Source organism: Umezawaea sp., from assembly GCF_057122925.1.
Genome location: NZ_DBNGPQ010000152.1, coordinates 1 through 16,690 on the forward strand (window position 1 = coordinate 1; position 16,690 = coordinate 16,690).

At 69.1% G+C, this 16,690-nt stretch carries 14 protein-coding genes; 8 read left to right on the forward strand and 6 right to left on the reverse strand.

Features of this window, described 5'->3' with window-relative positions; translation table 11 throughout:
- Positions 1-263 precede the first annotated feature (263 nt).
- Positions 264-755 carry a beta-class carbonic anhydrase gene (locus AC156L_RS34125; RefSeq protein WP_330874987.1) on the reverse strand — a complete coding sequence of 164 codons (492 nt, stop codon included), beginning with the start codon at positions 753-755 and terminating at the stop codon, positions 264-266.
- 148 nt (positions 756-903) lie between these two features.
- Here AC156L_RS34125 and AC156L_RS34130 point away from each other — a divergent pair, with 148 nt between their 5' ends.
- Positions 904-1,572: a BsuPI-related putative proteinase inhibitor gene (locus tag AC156L_RS34130; RefSeq protein ID WP_484407617.1), complete on the forward strand. Its 669-nt coding sequence runs from the start codon at positions 904-906 to the stop codon at positions 1,570-1,572.
- On the opposite strand, the gene AC156L_RS34135 is transcribed toward AC156L_RS34130, so the two are convergent.
- Positions 1,573-2,676, reverse strand: a complete 1,104-nt coding sequence (locus tag AC156L_RS34135; protein WP_330874989.1) for a LacI family DNA-binding transcriptional regulator — start codon at positions 2,674-2,676, stop codon at positions 1,573-1,575. It abuts the gene before it with no gap.
- 118 nt (positions 2,677-2,794) lie between these two features.
- Positions 2,795-3,844, reverse strand: coding sequence for a LacI family DNA-binding transcriptional regulator (locus AC156L_RS34140; RefSeq protein WP_330874990.1), 1,050 nt, complete (start codon positions 3,842-3,844; stop codon positions 2,795-2,797).
- A gap of 235 nt (positions 3,845-4,079) precedes the next feature.
- Here AC156L_RS34140 and AC156L_RS34145 point away from each other — a divergent pair, with 235 nt between their 5' ends.
- The 7 genes from AC156L_RS34145 to AC156L_RS34175 all read left to right on the forward strand — a co-directional run bounded on the left by AC156L_RS34145 (position 4,080) and on the right by AC156L_RS34175 (position 11,620).
- Positions 4,080-5,342 carry an extracellular solute-binding protein gene (locus AC156L_RS34145; RefSeq protein ID WP_330874991.1) on the forward strand — a complete coding sequence of 421 codons (1,263 nt, stop codon included), beginning with the start codon at positions 4,080-4,082 and terminating at the stop codon, positions 5,340-5,342.
- Between the two features lie 58 nt (positions 5,343-5,400).
- Positions 5,401-6,321, forward strand: a complete 921-nt coding sequence (locus AC156L_RS34150; RefSeq protein WP_330874992.1) for a carbohydrate ABC transporter permease — start codon at positions 5,401-5,403, stop codon at positions 6,319-6,321.
- A complete protein-coding gene (locus tag AC156L_RS34155) occupies positions 6,321-7,217 on the forward strand; it encodes a sugar ABC transporter permease (protein ID WP_330874993.1) in 897 nt (298 codons plus the stop codon). The genes AC156L_RS34150 and AC156L_RS34155 overlap by 1 nt, the downstream gene beginning before the upstream one ends.
- A gap of 496 nt (positions 7,218-7,713) precedes the next feature.
- Complete coding sequence (locus AC156L_RS34160; RefSeq protein ID WP_330874994.1) at positions 7,714-8,820, forward strand: ABC transporter ATP-binding protein; 1,107 nt, start codon at positions 7,714-7,716, stop codon at positions 8,818-8,820.
- Between the two features lie 151 nt (positions 8,821-8,971).
- Positions 8,972-9,886: a metal ABC transporter solute-binding protein, Zn/Mn family gene (locus tag AC156L_RS34165; RefSeq protein WP_330874995.1), complete on the forward strand. Its 915-nt coding sequence runs from the start codon at positions 8,972-8,974 to the stop codon at positions 9,884-9,886.
- 4 nt (positions 9,887-9,890) lie between these two features.
- The gene (locus AC156L_RS34170) at positions 9,891-10,757 is read left to right on the forward strand and encodes a metal ABC transporter ATP-binding protein (RefSeq protein ID WP_330874996.1); all 867 of its coding nucleotides are present in this window, start codon (positions 9,891-9,893) and stop codon (positions 10,755-10,757) included.
- Positions 10,757-11,620 (forward strand): metal ABC transporter permease, encoded by an 864-nt coding sequence (locus tag AC156L_RS34175; RefSeq protein WP_330874997.1) that lies wholly within the window; start codon positions 10,757-10,759, stop codon positions 11,618-11,620. The genes AC156L_RS34170 and AC156L_RS34175 overlap by 1 nt, the downstream gene beginning before the upstream one ends.
- A 1-nt stretch (position 11,621) precedes the next feature.
- Here the strand turns inward: AC156L_RS34175 and AC156L_RS34180 are convergent, their stop codons facing one another.
- From AC156L_RS34180 to AC156L_RS34190, 3 genes are all read right to left on the reverse strand, one after another.
- Positions 11,622-13,016, reverse strand: a complete 1,395-nt coding sequence (locus tag AC156L_RS34180; RefSeq protein ID WP_330874998.1) for a GGDEF domain-containing protein — start codon at positions 13,014-13,016, stop codon at positions 11,622-11,624.
- Between the two features lie 345 nt (positions 13,017-13,361).
- Complete coding sequence (locus AC156L_RS34185) at positions 13,362-14,597, reverse strand: MFS transporter (RefSeq protein ID WP_330874999.1); 1,236 nt, start codon at positions 14,595-14,597, stop codon at positions 13,362-13,364.
- Between the two features lie 341 nt (positions 14,598-14,938).
- Positions 14,939-16,363 (reverse strand): MBOAT family O-acyltransferase, encoded by a 1,425-nt coding sequence (locus AC156L_RS34190; protein WP_330875000.1) that lies wholly within the window; start codon positions 16,361-16,363, stop codon positions 14,939-14,941.
- Between the last annotated feature and the right edge of the window lie 327 nt (positions 16,364-16,690).

Genomic DNA, 16,690 nt, shown 5'->3' on the forward strand with positions numbered 1-16,690 from the left:
CTTACCCTGGTGGATCGGGCAGGCCACCGCCCCTGCCCGCAAGCCCGATCAAGGGGCGAATCGAGGGGTCCCCGAGTCAAATCGGCCACCACCGCTGGGACCGGGGCAGCTACCCAATGCGCTGCAACCGGCACCTACCCGATCCGACGGAACCGGCGGCTATCCAATGCGCCGGGGCCAGCGGTTACCCCATGCACTGGAACCGGCGGTTACCGGACGCACCGGGACCAGCAGCTACTCAGGACCTCGCCGCAACCAGACCCCTAGATCACCTCGGTCAAAGCTCCGGTCCGCACGTCGTAGACAAACCCCCGCACACCATCCTTGAACGGCAAGAACGCACTGTGCCGAAGCCGGTTCATAGACCCCCGCACACTGTCCTTCACCTCCCGGAAAGCCTCTACCGCCCACGTCGGCCGCATTCCGGAATCCGATTCCAGTTCGTCCTTGAACCCGTCCTCGGTGACCAGTTCCAACCCGCAGTTGGTGTGGTGCACCAACAGCACCTCCCTGGTCCCCAACTTCCGCTGCGACAGCGCCAGCGACCGGATCATGTCGTCGGTGACCACGCCGCCCGCGTTGCGCAGCACGTGCGCCTCGCCCTGCTTCAGGCCGAAGATCTCGAAGACCCGGATGCGCGAGTCCATGCAGGTCAGGATCGCCACCTGCATCGAGGGTTTGGGTGTGGAGCGGTCGCCTGGCACGACGTTGCCCAACTCGTCGTTGCGGCGCAGCAACTCGTCGATCGCGGTCACGGCACACCTCCCTGTCCTGGACTGTTCCTGTCCATTGCAACCGTTCCTGCTCCGGGTGCCAAGAGCTTTCGGTGAACGTCACCTTTCACCGCATCGGGTTACTCCAGCGTCCCGCTCGCGGCACGCCCGCCCGGTTACCGTCTGTTCCGTGATCGAGCCCACAGGGCCACGGCCTGCCACGGTGTACCGGCGTCGTCGAGCGATAGCGCTCGGCGCGGCCCTCGTCGCCCTGCTCCTCACGATCTGGCTGGTCGCGAGCCTCGTGGGGCGTTCCGACCCGCAGCCGGAGCTCCAGGCCGTGACGTCGACGCCACCGTCAACGCCGCCGTCAACGCCGCCGTCGACGGCGGCGTCCAGCAGTTCCAGCACGACCCCTCCGCCGCCACCGCCCGTGGTGGCGTCGCCGACCCCGCCGCCCGGCCCACCCGCCCCGTGCGACGACGCGGCGATCAACGTCGTCGCGGAGGTCGGCAAGCCGAGCTACGAGGTCGGCCAGCAGCCCGAGTTCAAGATCCAGATCGTGAACGTCGGCCAGCTGCCGTGCACGAAGGACATCGGCCGTTCCCTCCGCGAACTGGTCGTGACCAGCGCGGACGGTTCGACGCAGCTGTGGTCGAGCAACCACTGCTTCGCGACCGAGGGCAGCGAGGTGCGGGTGATGCAGCCGAACGAGCAGTTCACCTACGGCCTGACCTGGGCGGGCAGCACCTCGGACGAGGGCTGCCGCACCCACAGCCGGGTCGGGCCGGGCGACTACCTGCTGACCGCGAAGGTCGCGGGCAAGGCGGGCAACCCCGTGGTGTTCAGGCTGAGCTGATCACGGACCGAACCAGCGCTCCTCGGTGATCGTCCGGGGAGCCGCGGCGGTCGTGCCGACGATGAGTTCGGTGCTGAGGTTCACCGACCGGGGCCGGGTGCGCTCACCGACGTCGAGCAGGAGCTTGCCCGCGGCGCGCCCCTTCTCCAGCACCGGCTGGCGCACCGTGGTGAGGCCCGCGCGCTCGGCCTCCTGGATGCCGTCGAACCCGGTGATCGTCAGGTCCTCCGGCACGCGCAGCCCGCGGCGCTTGGCCTCGTTCATCGCGCCCAGCGCCAGGATGTCCGAGGTGCAGATCAGCGCCGTGATGGTCGGGTCGCGGTCGAGCACCTGGGCCGCGGCGGCCTCGCCGGACGCCGTGTTGTGGTCGAACCGCTCGACGACCGGCACCTGCGACCAGTCGACGCCCGCTTCGCTGAACGCCATCGCGAGGCCCGCGAGGCGGGCGCGCTGGACGTGGAAGTGGGCCGCGTGCTGCCGGTCGACGGACACGTAGCCGTCGTTGCGGTCGCGCGCCAGGCGCATGCAGACGACGCCGACGCGCCGGTGGCCCATCGCGATCAGGTGCTGCGCCAGCTCGTTCATCGCGGACCGGTCGTCGATGCCGACCCGGTCGACGTTGCCGATGTCCGGCTGGTCGCAGACGACGGTCGGCACCGGCCGTTCGAGGACGGCCGCCAGGTGGGGGTCGTCGTCCGGCACGGAGTAGACGACGAAGCCGTCCACGCCCGCGCGGTGCACCGCCGCCACGTCCTCGCGCTCCGGGCTCGCCGGGATCAGCATCAGCCCGGTCCCCGCGTCCTCGCACGCCAGCGCGAGGCCCTCCAGGAAACCGAGCGCCGCCGGGTCGCGGAACGCGTAGGACAGGTTCTCGGTGAGCAGCAGCCCGACCGCGCCCGCTTTTCGGGTCCGGAGTGACCGGGCCACGGGGTCCGGGCCCGGATATCCGAGCCGCCTTGCTGTCTCCAACACCCGTCGACGCAGCTCTGGCGAGAGCTGGTCGGGCCGGTTGTACGCGTTGGACACCGTTGTCCGGGAAACGCCCAGCTCAGCGGCCAAGGAGGCCAGCGTCGCAGGACGTCGCACATGCATCGACCGCGCCATGGAGTGACCGTAACGGTTCAGAACCAATTACTGAAGCAAGTCGGGACGCGCGTCACGAGGTTACTGCGTATGCGCAGGTCGGACCGTCTTGCGTTCGCAGAATTTGGTCCAGACCAATTTAGGGCCGTCGGGGAGGGGCCGTCGACTCCCTCACCACCAGCTTGGGGCGGAACACCCTCGTGTAGTTGCCCGATCCGCGCCTCCTCCTGTCCGGATCGAGCCGGTTCACGAGTTCGTCCACGGCGGCGCCCGCCATCTCCTCGATCGGCTGCGCCAGCGTCGTCAGCGAGGGCGAGCAGTACGACGCCAGCGGGATGTCGTCGAACCCCACGATCGACAGGTCCTCCGGCACCGAGAGCCCACGCTGGTGGGCCTCCCGCAGCGCGCCGAGCGCCATGTGGTCCGACGAGCAGATCACCGCGGTCGGCCGGACGGTGTCCAGCAGCGCGGCCACGGCGGACGCCCCGCCGTGCGGCCCGAACGGGCCGTGCGCGACGAACGCCGACTCCGCGGGCAGCGACCGCTCCTCCAGCGCGGCGGCCCAGCCCGCGCGCTTGAGCCGCGACGGCAGCGACCGCGACGGGCCGGACACGAAGCCGATCCGCCGGTGGCCGAGCTGGATCAGGTGCTTGGTCGCGGCGTACCCGGCCAGCTGCTCGTCGACCGTGACGTCCGGCACGTCCAGCGAGGGCGTGGCCCCGTTGAGGAACACCATGTGCACCCCGTCGGCCAGCAGCTTGGCGTAGTAGCTCGGCTGCGGCGCCCTGCCGAGCGGCACCTCGACGTTGGTGATCTCCGGCGACACGAACACCATGCCCTCGACGCCCCTGGCGAGGAGCATCCGGACGTACTCCTCCTCGCCCATCGCGGCCGTCCCGGTGCCGCGGGTGTTGCACAGCAGCGACGAGTAGCCCAGGCGGGCCGCCCTCGTCTCCAGGGCCTCGGCGAAGGCCGGGAACACCGGGTTCGACAGCTCCGGCACGAGCAGGCCGATCACGCCGGTCCGCTGGAGGGCGCCGAGCCCGCGCGGGGTGTACGGCATGTCGGTCAGCACGGCCAGCACCCGCTGGCGGGTCTCCTCGTTGACGCCCGCCCTGCGGTTCAGCACCCGGCTGACCGTCGAGATGCTCACCCCCGCCGCCCTGGCGATCTCCGACAGACCCGACACCGCGCCTCCTCCTGTTGGGCCAAGAGTGCTCGCGGCAGCAAGTTCTTGCAACCGAAACACCCGAACAGCCTCGGATTAACACACATGGTCTCATCCGTTAAGGCACAACTACGGGGAAACCCTTGACCAGTGGGGGTTCACGGGTATGAAATCCGCGTCAACCTTGATGCAAATCCTTGCAAGATCCTCGTCGTCGACACGTCGGTGAGGCAAGCAGGAGGGAACGACAGCAACGATGCGACGTACAACCCTCGTGACAGCCACGGCGGCCTGTCTGACCGGCGCTCTCGTCCTCACCGCGTGCGGCGGTGGAGGCTCGACGGACGCGGGATCGGACTCCGGTGAGGTCACGTTCTGGGACACCAGCGGTCCCAACGAGAGCCCGGTGTTCACCAAGATCGCGGAGGAGTGCGCGACCAAGGGCGGTTACAAGGTCAAGACCGAGACGGTCGCCTTCGACGCCGCGCTCAACAACTACAAGACCGCCGCCCAGGGCGGGCAGGGGCCGGACGTGTTCCGCGCCGAGGTCGCCTGGGTGCCGCAGCTCGCGAAGAACTCCCTGGTCCTCGACCTCAGCGACACCGAGCTGGCCAAGGACACCGGCGACTTCCTGGAAACCCCGCTCGGGTCCACGAAGTTCGAGGGCAAGTCCTACGGCGTCCCCCAGGTCACCGACTCGCTCGCGCTGTTCTACAACAAGAAGCTGCTCGCCGCGGCGGGCGTCACGCCGCCGAAGACGTGGGCTGAGCTGAAGGACGCGGCGGCCAAGCTCGGCGGCGAGAAGTCGTTCTTCCTCAACAACGACGCCTACTACGCGCTGCCCTTCATCTACGGCGCGGGCGGCGACCTGGTCGACGCCGACGCGAAGAAGATCGTGGTCAACTCGCCGGAGAACGTGAAGGCGCTGGAGACCGCGAAGGGCCTGCTCGACGCGAAGGCGGCGTCCACCGCGCTGGACCCGAGCAACTCCTACAACAACATGCAGGCCGGCTTCTCCTCCGGTGAGGTCGCCATGGTCGTCAACGGCCCGTGGTCGGTCGCCGACTACCTCAAGGGCACGGCGTTCACCGACGCCGCGAACCTCGGCATCGCCCCGGTCCCCGGCGACACCGCGGGCGGGGGCAGCGCGCCCGTCGGCGGCCACGACTACGTCATCCGCCAGGGCACCAAGGCGAAGGCGTCGTCGATCAAGTTCATCCAGTGCATGAGCGCCACCGACGCCCAGGTGCGGGTCGCGAAGGAGCTGGGGCTCCTGCCGACGCGCAAGACCGCGTACGAGAACGCCGACGTGAAGGCCCAGCCCGTCGTGGCCGCCTTCGAGCCGGTCGCCAAGGCCGCGCACGCCCGCCCGTGGATCCCCGAGGGCGGTCAGCTGTTCGACCCGCTGAAGATCGCCTACGCGGACTTCCTCGCGGGCAAGAAGGACGCCAAGGCCGCGCTCGACGAGGTCGCCAAGGCGTACAAGGACCAGGTCGTCACCGAGTACTCGATCGGCTGATGGGACCGCCGCGGGCCTCCGGGCCCGCGGCGTCCCCCGGTCAGGGAAGGGGTTTTCGGTGCGCAGGTTCCTGGAACGCCACTGGTACGCCTACGCGATGGTGCTGCCCGTCGTGGTCGTCATCGCCGTACTGGTGCTGTACCCGCTCGCGCAGGGCGTGTTCTTCACCTTCACCAACATCAACGAGGGCAACATCGCCAACCCGGTCCTCGACCGGGCGGCGACCTACGCCGGGGTGGGCCTGCGCAACTACCTCAACGTCCTCTCCGGAGACCCCAGCTACGGCAGCTTCTGGTCCACCCTGGTCCGGACGCTCATCTGGACGTTCTCCTGCGTGTTCTTCCACTACACGATCGGCCTCGGCCTGGCGCTGCTGCTCAACCGCGAGGTCAAGGGCCGCGCGGTCTACCGGGTGCTGCTGATCCTGCCGTGGGCGGTGCCCGCGTTCATCAGCGCGTTCACCTGGAAGTACATGTTCAACGCGCAGTACGGCATCATCAACCAGGGCCTGCGCGCCATCGGCGTCGACGACCCTCCGGTCTGGCTCGGCCAGAACGACTGGGCGCTCGTCGCCGTCGTGATCGTCAACGTCTGGCTGGGCGTGCCGTTCATGATGGTGGCGCTGCTCGGCGGCCTCCAGGCCATCCCCGGCGACCTCTACGAGGCCGCGGAGGTGGACGGCGCCACGCCGTGGCAGCGCTTCCGGCACATCACGCTGCCCGGTCTGCGCTCGGTGTCCAGCACGGTGGTGCTGCTCGGCATCATCTGGACGTTCAACATGTTCGCGATCATCTACCTGATCACCGGTCCGAACCCGAACACCAGGATCCTGGTCACCTACGCGTTCGAACGCTTCTTCTCGTCCGCCACCCGCGACTACGCCGTCGCGTCGACCTACGGCGTGCTGGTCCTGTCGGTGCTCCTGGTGTTCGCGGGCGTCTACCGGCGCGCGCTGCGCAAGCAAGGCGAGGTGTGGTGATGACGCTCGACGCCAGTTCGCTCCAGGTGGTCCGCCCGGACCGCGTGGCGCACAAGCGCGACGCCAGGTCCAAGGGCGCCAGCGTCGCACTGCACGCGACCCTGGTGGTCGCGTCGCTGATCGCCGTCTTCCCGGTCTTCTGGGTGCTGGTCACGTCGTTCAAGCCGGACGCGCGCGCGGTCGAGACGACGCCGAAGCTCGTCAACGAGTCCTCCCTGGACAACTACGCCAGGATCCTGTCCGGTGAGAAGGGCAGCTTCCTCACGTGGTTCGCCAACTCGGTGACCATCGCCCTGATGACGACCGTCATCGCGGTCTTCCTGTCGGCCACCACCGGCTACGCCGCGAGCCGCTTCAGGTTCCCCGGCAAGCGCCCGCTGATGCTCTCGTTCCTGGTCGTGCAGATGTTCCCGTTCGCGGTGCTGATCGTGCCGCTCTACAACATCCTGCTGGCGCTGGGCCTGCAAGGCCAGCAGTTCGGCCTGGTGCTCGTGTACTGCACGACCGCGGTCCCGTTCTGCACCTACATGCTCAAGGGCTACTTCGACACCGTTCCCACCGACATCGACGAGGCGGGGAGGGTGGACGGCCTGTCACCGTTCGGCGTCTTCTGGCGGCTCATCCTGCCGCTCGCCAAGCCGGGCCTGGCGGTCACGGCGTTCTACGCGTTCCTGACGGCGTGGGGCGAGGTTGCCTTCGCGTCGGCGTTCCTGTCGGCGGCTGACGAGTCGAAGACGCTGGCCGTGGGCCTCCAGGTGTTCGTGCAGCAGAACCGCACCGAGTGGGGCCACTTGGCAGCGGCGTCGATCCTGGTGGCCATCCCGGCCATCGCGGTGTTCTACCTGGTGCAGAAGTTCCTGGTCACCGGTCTGGCGTCGGGGGCGGTGAAGGGCTGAGGGGTGCCGGCTCGCCAGGCGGCTGCCGGTGCCGAGGTGTTCACCAGGCGGCTCCGACTCCCAGCGTTCGGTGGCCCACCGCCCACCCGGGCGGTGGGCCACCAGCACCACTGGCCAGCCACCTCCGCCAGCCACCCCACCCTCCCCAGCCGGCCCATCCTCATCCCAGCTCAACCGGCAGCCACCGGCCCCCATGCCCAAACCCGCCCCCAACCCCGGCGAGCCCACTGCTCTTCCAACCCCTTCCCCCGGCGGCCCCCCGATGTTCAGCGCTCGTCATGCCCGTTCTCGTTTGTCAAGGCATCTTTCCCGCCTTGACAAACGAGAACGGGCATCGACACACTCGCGCCATCGGGGGCCTGCCCAACCCCGACGTCCCCGGCCCCACCTCCAGCAGGCCCCGCAGACGCCCCGGAACTAGACCAATCCACCCATTCCCGTAAGCGCTTGCAATCAATACGTTGACGCCAACGCTTGGATTGGAAAGGTGCGTCACATGGCTGAGGTCGCCTACGTCAAAGCTTCGCGGATCTTCTCCGGCAACCCGCCGGTTCGCGCGGTGGACGAGTTGTCCCTGGACGTCGCAGACGGCGAGTTCCTGGTGCTGGTCGGCCCCTCGGGCTCCGGCAAGTCCACCGCCCTCCGCATGCTCGCCGGGCTGGAGGACATCGACGAGGGAGCCATCGAGATCGGCGGCAAGGACGTCACCAACGTCCCGCCGAAGGGCCGCGACATCGCGATGGTGTTCCAGTCCTACGCCCTCTACCCGCACATGACGGTCGCCGAGAACATGGGCTTCGCGCTCAAGCTCCGCGGCGTCAGCAAGGACGAGATCAAGCAGAAGGTGGGCGAGGCGGCGAAGCTGCTCGACCTCACCAAGTACCTCGACCGCAAGCCGAAGGCCCTCTCCGGTGGCCAGCGCCAGCGCGTCGCGATGGGCCGCGCGATCGTCCGCGAGCCCGCCGTGTTCCTCATGGACGAGCCGCTGTCCAACCTGGACGCGAAGCTGCGCGTGGAGACCCGCGCGAACATCGCGGCCCTCCAGCAGCGCCTCGGCACCACCACGATCTACGTGACGCACGACCAGGTCGAGGCCATGACCATGGGTCACCGCGTGGCGGTGCTGAAGGACGGCCTGCTCCAGCAGTGCGACACCCCGCGCGCGCTGTACGACAAGCCCGCCAACGCGTTCGTGGCCGGGTTCATCGGCTCGCCCGCCATGAACCTCAAGACCGTGCCCCTGACCGCCGAGGGCGCGAAGCTCGACGGCATCGTGGTGCCGCTGCCGCGCGCCGCCCTGGACGTGGCGTCCGGCGCGAGCCTGTCGGAGATCACCTTCGGCATCCGCCCGGAGGCCCTCGGCATCATCCCGTCGACCTCGACCGAGGACGGCCTGGCGATGACCGTGGAACTGGTCGAGGAGCTCGGCGCCGACGCGCTCGTGCACGGCGCCGTCCGCATCGGCGACTCGTCCGAGCGCTTCGTCGTCCGCGTCGACGGCCGCACGCCCCCCACCCTCGGCCAGGAGGTCAAGGTCGCTGTGCGTGACGCGAGCGAGATCCACCTGTTCCACCCGGAGAGCGGTGACCGCCTCACCGACTGACCCACCCGCAGCACCGACGAAGGCCACCCGTTCGAGTACGGGTGGCCTTCGTCGCATGTGGGTCGGTGGACAAGGTGGTCGCTATCCGTTCTAAGATGAACTCGACAACGGTTTCCATCCCCAAAGCTTCACCCCGTCGAGGAGTTCACTGATGACGCTGCGTCACCTCCGTGCAGGCGCGGCAGTCGCCGTCGCCCTGCTCGCCCTCACCGCCTGCGGTGGCGGCACCGACACGGCCGCCACGTCCGCGGCGGCCGACGGCAAGGTCGCCGTCGTCGCCTCCACCAACGTGTGGGGCAGCGTCGTGAAGGCCGTCGGCGGCGACGCCGTGACCGTCCACTCGATCATCGACGACCCGTCCGCCGACCCGCACTCCTACGAGAGCAAGCCCGCCGACGTGGCCGCGCTCGGCAAGGCGAAGCTGGTCGTGTTCAACGGCGGCGGCTACGACGACTTCTTCACCAAGCTCATCGGCGACTCCGGCGCGGACGCCGCCAAGCAGGTCGACGCCTTCGCCCTGTCCGGCAAGGCCGACGGCGTCAACGAGCACGTCTGGTACGACCTGCCGACCGTCAAGAAGGTCGCCGACAAGGTCGCCGAGGAGCTGTCCGCCGCCGCGCCGGACCAGAAGGACACCTTCACCGCCAACGCCAAGGCGTTCGACGACGGGCTCGCCGGGCTGACCACCTCGGTCCAGAAGGTCGGCACCGACCACCCCGGCAGCAAGGTCGTCGTCACCGAGCCGGTGCCGCACTACCTCCTGGAGGCAGCGGGCATCACCGACGCCACGCCCGCCGAGTTCAGCGAGGCCATCGAGAACGAGACCGACGTTCCGGTCGCCGCCCTGACCGAGACCACCGGCCTCATCACCGGCAAGCAGGTCAACGCACTGGTCAACAACACCCAGACCGAGAACAGCGTCACCCAGCAGCTCGTTTCCGGCGCGGGCACGGCGGGCATCCCCGTCGTCGGGGTGACCGAGACGTTGCCCGCCGGGGTTTCCGGATACCTTGACTGGATGACGAAGCAGGTGGACGCGCTGTCCACCGCCCTCAGCCAGAATTGACGCCATGACGACCGCACCGTCGACCACCACCGACGTGACACCGGCAGACCGCCCCGCGCAGCCGCGCGGGGCGGTCTCGCTGCGCGGAGCCGCCCTCGCCTACGGCAGGCGCGTGCTCTGGGAGGGCCTCGACCTGGAGGTCCAGCCCGGCGAGTTCCTCGCCATCCTCGGCCCGAACGGCTCCGGCAAGACCAGCCTCATGCGGGTGCTGCTTGGCCTCCAGCCGCTCTCCGGCGGCTCGGTGGAGATCGCGGGCAGGCCACCGGGGCGGGGCAACCGCGAGATCGGGTACGTCCCCCAGCAGCGCTCGCTCGACCCGACGCTGACGCTGCGGGGCCGCGACCTCGTCGGCCTCGGCCTGGACGGGCACGCGTGGGGGCTCGGCCTGCGCGGCCGCGCCGAGCGCAGGGCCCGCGTGGACGAGGTGCTGGCCGCCGTCGGCGCCGAGGGCTACGCGGACGCGCCGATCGGGCTGCTGTCCGGTGGCGAGCAGCAGCGGCTCCGCGTCGCGCAGGCCCTCGTCGGCGACCCGCGCGTGCTGCTGTGCGACGAGCCGCTGCTGTCGCTCGACCTCGCGCACCAGCGGGTGGTGAGCGACCTGATCGACGCCCGGCGCAGGGCGTCGAACACCGCGGTCCTGTTCGTCACGCACGAGATCAACCCGGTCCTGCCGCTCGTGGACCGGGTCCTGTACCTGGTGGACGGTCGCTTCCGGATCGGCCCGCCGAGCGAGGTCATGACGTCGGAGACGCTGTCGGAGCTGTACGGCACCACGGTCGACGTCGTGCGGGTGCGCGACCAGATCCTGGTCGTCGGCGCCACCGGCACGCTCTGCGAGGACCAGCCGCACCACGTCGTGGATGAGAGCTGATGGACACCTTCTTCGACCTGGGCACGACGTTCGACCTGCTCGCCCTCGACATCGTGCACCGCGCCCTCATCGCCGGGGCCGTGCTCGGCCTGCTCGCGGGCGTGCTGGGGCCGCTCGTCGTGACGCGCAAGATGTCGTTCGCCGTGCACGGCACCAGCGAGCTGGCCTTCACCGGCGGAGCCGCGGCGCTGCTGCTCGGCGTCAGCGTCGGCTACGGCGCCGTCGGCGGCGCGGTCCTGGCCGCGCTGCTGCTCGGCCTGCTGAGCCAGAAGGACTCCGAGCGGGACTCGGTGATCGGCGCGGTGCTCGCGTTCGGGCTCGGGCTCGGCGTGCTGTTCCTCGCCCTCTACGACGGCCGCGCCACGACCAAGTTCGGCCTGCTCGTCGGCCAGCCGTTCGGCGTGGCGGCGGACAACGTGTGGCAGCTCGTCGGCACGGCGGCACTGGTGCTGGTCGTGCTCGCGTGCCTCTACCGGCCGCTGCTGTTCGCCAGCGTCGACCCCGACGTGGCCGCCGCGCGCGGCGTGCCCGTGCGCGTGCTGACCCCGGTGTTCGCCGTGCTCGTCGGCATCGCCACGGCCCTGAGCGTGCAGATCGTCGGCGCTCTGCTGGTGCTGGCCCTGATGATCACGCCCGCCGCGGCGGCGTGCCGCGTCACGTCCAGCCCCGGCCGGGCGACGCTGCTGTCGGTGCTGTTCGCCGAGGTGGCGGTGCTGGGCGGGATCGTGCTCTCGCTGGCCCCCGGCCTGCCCGTCAGCGCGTTCGTCACCGCGATCTCGTTCGCGATCTACGTCGGCTGCCGGGTCGTCGGCCGTGTCCGCGTCCGCCGGATCGGCAACCGGAGGGTGGCCGCCGCGGCGTGACTCACGCCGTGCGGCTGACCTGCGTGTCGTCCGGGGCCGCGACGGCCTGCTGGTCGGTGCGCGGGGAGGGCAGCGGGAGCGGCAGGCGCGTCGCGGCCGAACCGATGTCCAGACCCGCCACCCGCACCTGGTTGCGGCCGTTCTCCTTGGCCACGTAGAGCGCGGCGTCCGCGCTGTGCTGCGCGAGCGCCAGGCTGTCGCCGTTGTCCGGCACGACCGCGACCCCGATCGACGCCGAGATCGACCGCACGTCCGGACCGTCCTCATCGGTCGGTGGCAGCGCCCGACCGCGCAGCGTCACGGTGTTGCGGTGCTTGTCCGTCGTGGACACCGCAGCCTCGGCGATGGCCTGGCGGATGCGCTCCGCGATCAGGATGCCCTGTGCGAGCCCCGTGTCGGCCAGCACGACGAGGAACTCCTCCCCACCGTCCCTTCCGGCCACATCGCCCGGTCGGAGCTTCTCGCGCAGGATGCGGCCCACCTCCGCGAGCACGGCGTTGCCCGCGGGGTGCCCCCACGTGTCGTTGATGCGTTTGAAGAAGTCGAGGTCGATGGCCAGTACCGTCACGGGCTGACCGTCGTGCCTCGACCGCTCGGCGAGCCTGTTCGCGTACTCGGCGAGGCCGGTGGTGTTGAGCAGGCCGGTCCGGTAGTCGGTGTGCGCGTCCTCGGCGAGCTGCTGCTGCAACTGCTCCTGCTCGCTCAGCAGCCGTTCGAGGTGGGCCCGCCGTTCCGCGGCGAGGTTCAGCAGTGCGTTGACCAGGATGACCGGAGCGACGAGCAACAGAGGGCCCACCCAGTGCGATGTGATCAGCATGCCCAGCATCGCACCGGCGCCCAGCGTGGTGACCTCGAGCATGTTGTCGGTCTTCGAACCGAGGAACTCGACGAGCCTGGTGTGCGGGGTGACGATCTTCAACGCGATGGCGATGGTGGCGACCTGGGCGAACCAGTTCAGCGCCGCGGCCAGCGCGAGCACCAGGACCAGCCCGAGGTCGGTCGGGATGTTGCCGGTGGCGGCCAGCGAGAACCCGGAGAGGTGCACCACCGCCCACGCGAGCATGGTGCTGCCGAGGATGCTGGAGGAGCTGAACACGAACCGGTACGGCTGGCGGCGGGCGATGGGCTGGATGAGAATCCTCATCCAGAGGGTGACGAGAACCGCGAGACCCCCTGGAAGCGCGATGGCGGCGGCGAACGTCCAGACCGACGTGAGGTCGATGTGCGGACCGGCCGACTCGTTCCGCCGCGACTCCTCAGCCCGACGCACCATCACCAGGTGGATCGTGATCGCGACCATGATCGCGCCGAACCGGAGCCAGTCCGTGGCCGAGACGGTGCCCAGCGTGGTGAGCAGCCAAATGGCGGCTCCGGCCACGGCCGATTCGACCAGCACGAAGAACGCCAGAGCGGCTGGCCGCAGCGTCCAGAGGTCCCAGTTCCGGATCGGTACCCAACGGGTTGCCCTGGAAGGCTGGTCGTCAGTCAAACTGTTCTTCACCACGTCCCACCAACCCCACCGCGGTGTCCGCACACCGTGGTGCCGTTGGGGTACCCGTTGCTCGCACCTGTCGCTGCTCGACGACCAAGCGAAGGAGGGTTTGCCATGCGCAACCGCGACATGTGAGATCCCCCTCCCTTCAGTTCGGGGCCGAATTCTCACCGTACGCAGCCGAATCCTCGCAGGACGCGCACGAAAGGTCCGTCATGATTGACAATCGCGATATGTGATGAGTCCGTTTCAGCTCACCACCACCTTCTGGTCGCCGCGCATCCGCGCTCGGCGCCAGGACACCGTGGCCTGGGCTGCGAGAAGCAGCCCGATGCCTCCTGCACCCGCGATGGTCGCGGTGATGGAGCCCACAGCGTGGGCGACCACGCCTGCCAGCGCCATGCCGCCACCCTGGCTCGATCGCAGGGCGGCCCTGCCGATTCCGTATGCCCGGCCGCGGTACGCGTCGGGCAGCATCCTCATCCAGGCCGAACGTGCGGGCGTGTGGTACGCGCCCGCCATGCCCGCGATGACGAGGAGCGCGATCGTCCAGGTCAGGTTCGGGTCGAGCGCGAACAGGACCAGGGGCGCCAACGACAGGATAGCGAGCGGCCCGATGAGCCGCTCGCGTTTGGCGGGTTCCCGAACCCAGCGGAACAGCACGGCCACGCCCAGCACGTTCGCCGCGGGTTCGATCGCCAGGATGAGCCCGACGGCCCACACGGCGTCGAGGCTGGCGGCCAGCGGCACGGCCAGGCCCTCCGGCACCATCGCGAGACCCGCGAGCAGGCGCATGCCCATGAGGCTGCGCAGCCTCGGCTCCGTCACGAGGAGCGTGAACACGCCCTGGCGGGGTGGTTCGCCCGTGGTGTCGACCCTGCGGTGCCGCCGGGGGTCGGCGGCGGGCCGGTGCTTCACCGACGTGTGCACCAGGATGGCGACGAGCACGAACGTCACGGCGTCGATCGCCAGCGCCACGCTCGGGCTGGAGGCGGTGACGATGAACCCCGCGGCGGCCAGCCCCGCCATCTGGGCCACGTCGACCGACGTGCCGAACAGCGCCACCCCGTCGTCGTAGCGCTCGTCGGGCAGCACCGAGGGGAGGCTCGCCTCCTGGGCCGCGAGGAACGGCGAGGCCACCACCTGCACGGCGACCAGCAGCGTGATCATCAGCCACAGCGGCGTCGCAGGCAGTGCCATCAGGCCCACGATCCCGGCCTGGAGCCACGCGCAGATGATCATCACGGTGCGCCGGGGGAAGCGGTCGGCCAGCCAGCCGAGCAGCGGACCGGCGATCAGCGGCGGGAAGAGCGTCAGCGACCACGTGAGGGCGGTCCAGAGGGGGGAGCCGGTGCGCTCGAACACCAGGAGTGACAGGGCCACGGCCGCGAGCTGGTCACCCGCCGTTGACACCGTCGAGCCGATCCACAGGCCGCGGAACTCGCGGTCGCTCACGAGCGCGCGCAACGTTCCCTGGGAGGTCACAACCCCTCCAGGTCGTTCGGCCCCGAAGAGCGACTCACGTTACCCCCACCCGAAGTAACCTATTTCTCCGTTGAAGACGGTAGAAGCTGCCGGTAGTGCAATCTCTGTCCTACCACAGTGTGTACCTGAACGGAGTAGGTCGGTTACATAAAGTAGTTATGATACGAAATTGGCCCCGGTTAATATTGACAGTTGACATTCGTCACACTGTGGTGAAGCGCTCTGCGATTACGCTCTGTCGAAGTTCGCCGGACTACCTCTTGACGGGTTGCGCCGAGTGGGCCAGTTTGGGTTCCTGCTTATCGACCAATGTACCGGGCGGTATCGTTATTCGCTCGACATCAGAACTGGTAGTACAGGAACGGGCTGAAGGTCCCTCCCGCGACGAGGATTGCCGCGTAGGTCAGGCCGACCGTCATCAACGAGACGCGGGCCACGCTGGCGATCTTGTCCCTTGAGGACTCCAGGTACGGGCCGCTCACCGGGGATGTGGGCAATACGACAATGACCAGCGCGACCACCAGGATCAGTAGTCGCTGATTCGTTGTGGCGACGCTCACAGCCTCGGATACGCCGGAGAAATCCGGCAGCAGCAGATGACCCAGCATCGTGAACGCGGAGCCGAGGTCGGCCGACCGGAAGAACACCCAGCCGATCACCACGAGCAACATCGTCAATGCCCGCCTGCCGATGCGCGCATTTTTCGACGCAGGGGTGGAATCCCATCCAAAACTGCGTTCTACAACGAGCAGGGCGCCGTGGAACAAACCCCACACGAGGAACGTCCAGTTCGCCCCGTGCCAAAAACCGGTGAGCACGAACACGATCCCGAGGTTCCGGTACGTCTTCGCCACGCCGTGCCGGTTGCCGCCCAGCGGGATGTAGACGTAGTCGCGGAACCACCGGGAAAGCGACATGTGCCACCGCCGCCAGAACTCCGTGACGGTCACGGAGGAGTACGGGCGGGCGAAGTTCTCCGGGAGCCGGAAGCCGAGCATCCGGCCGAGGCCGATGGCCATGTCCGAGTAGCCGGAGAAGTCGAAGTACAGCTGGAGGGTGTAGCCCACCGCGCCCAGCCAGGCGATGGAGAACGTCATCTCGTCGGACGGGGTCGCGAAGCACGCGTCGACCATCGGGGCCAGCGAGTCCGCGATGATGACCTTCTTGCACAGGCCGAGCGCGAACCGGGGGAAGCCCGCGGCGATGTCGTCCAGGCGGTGGGTGCGGTGCTGGGGGAGCTGGTCGGAGATCTCCCGGAAGCGGACGATCGGCCCCGCCACCAGCTGCGGGAACATGGCGATGTAGGTGATGAACGAGACCGGGTCCTTGAGCGCCCTGCGCTCGCCCCGGTAGATGTCCACCACGTAGGAGATGTGGTGGAAGGTGTAGAAGGAGATGCCGATCGGCAGGGCCAGGTGGACCACCGGGAAGTCGCCGCCCAGGGCTTCCGCGATGGTGTCCAGCTGGTCCGTGGCGAATCCCAGGTACTTCCAGACGACCAGGATGCCCAGGTTGAACGTGATGACGCCCAGGAGGAGCTTGCGGCGGACCGCGGGGTCCTGGTCCGGTTCCAGGCGGGGGCCCGCCAGGTAGTTGACGAGCATGCAGGCCAGGAGGAGCAGGGTGGTGCCGCCCGCGCCGCTGGCGTAGAAGAGGAGGCTCGCCACCGCCACGACGCCGTTGCGCCAGGTTCTGGGTGTGGTCAGTAGAGCCGCTAGGAGTAGCGGCATGAAGAACCACAGGAAGAGGGGGCTGGCGAATGACATCGCCGGGAACCCTAGCGGGCGGGTGGTGGGGTTCGCTCGGGGTCCTGGTGGTTCGTCGGTGGGGGACCCCGTGATCGCCCACTCGGATGGCTGCCGGATCTCGTCGGATCGGGTCGGTCCCGTCGGATCGGGCCTCGGTCCTGCTGGATGGGGTGGCTGCTGGTCCCGTCGCATCGGGTGGCTGCCGGTCGCAGCGGATCGGGTGGCTGCTGGTCCCAGCGGGGTGCCCGATGTGACTCGGGGCCCCTCGATCTGCCCCTTGATCGGCAGATCGGCCTGGTTCCGGGAAGGCGGTGGCTCGCCGTCTGGTGGTTGAGGTGGTGCCGG

Coding starts and splice junctions, on each gene's coding strand:
- AC156L_RS34165 (WP_330874995.1), top strand. CDS start 8,972: ATGACGCTGCGTCACCTCCGTGCAGGCGCGGCAGTCGCCGTCGCCCTG.
- AC156L_RS34190 (WP_330875000.1), bottom strand. CDS start 16,363: ATGTCATTCGCCAGCCCCCTCTTCCTGTGGTTCTTCATGCCGCTACTC.
- AC156L_RS34170 (WP_330874996.1), top strand. CDS start 9,891: ATGACGACCGCACCGTCGACCACCACCGACGTGACACCGGCAGACCGC.
- AC156L_RS34175 (WP_330874997.1), top strand. CDS start 10,757: ATGGACACCTTCTTCGACCTGGGCACGACGTTCGACCTGCTCGCCCTC.
- AC156L_RS34145 (WP_330874991.1), top strand. CDS start 4,080: ATGCGACGTACAACCCTCGTGACAGCCACGGCGGCCTGTCTGACCGGC.
- AC156L_RS34155 (WP_330874993.1), top strand. CDS start 6,321: ATGACGCTCGACGCCAGTTCGCTCCAGGTGGTCCGCCCGGACCGCGTG.
- AC156L_RS34160 (WP_330874994.1), top strand. CDS start 7,714: ATGGCTGAGGTCGCCTACGTCAAAGCTTCGCGGATCTTCTCCGGCAAC.
- AC156L_RS34135 (WP_330874989.1), bottom strand. CDS start 2,676: ATGGCGCGGTCGATGCATGTGCGACGTCCTGCGACGCTGGCCTCCTTG.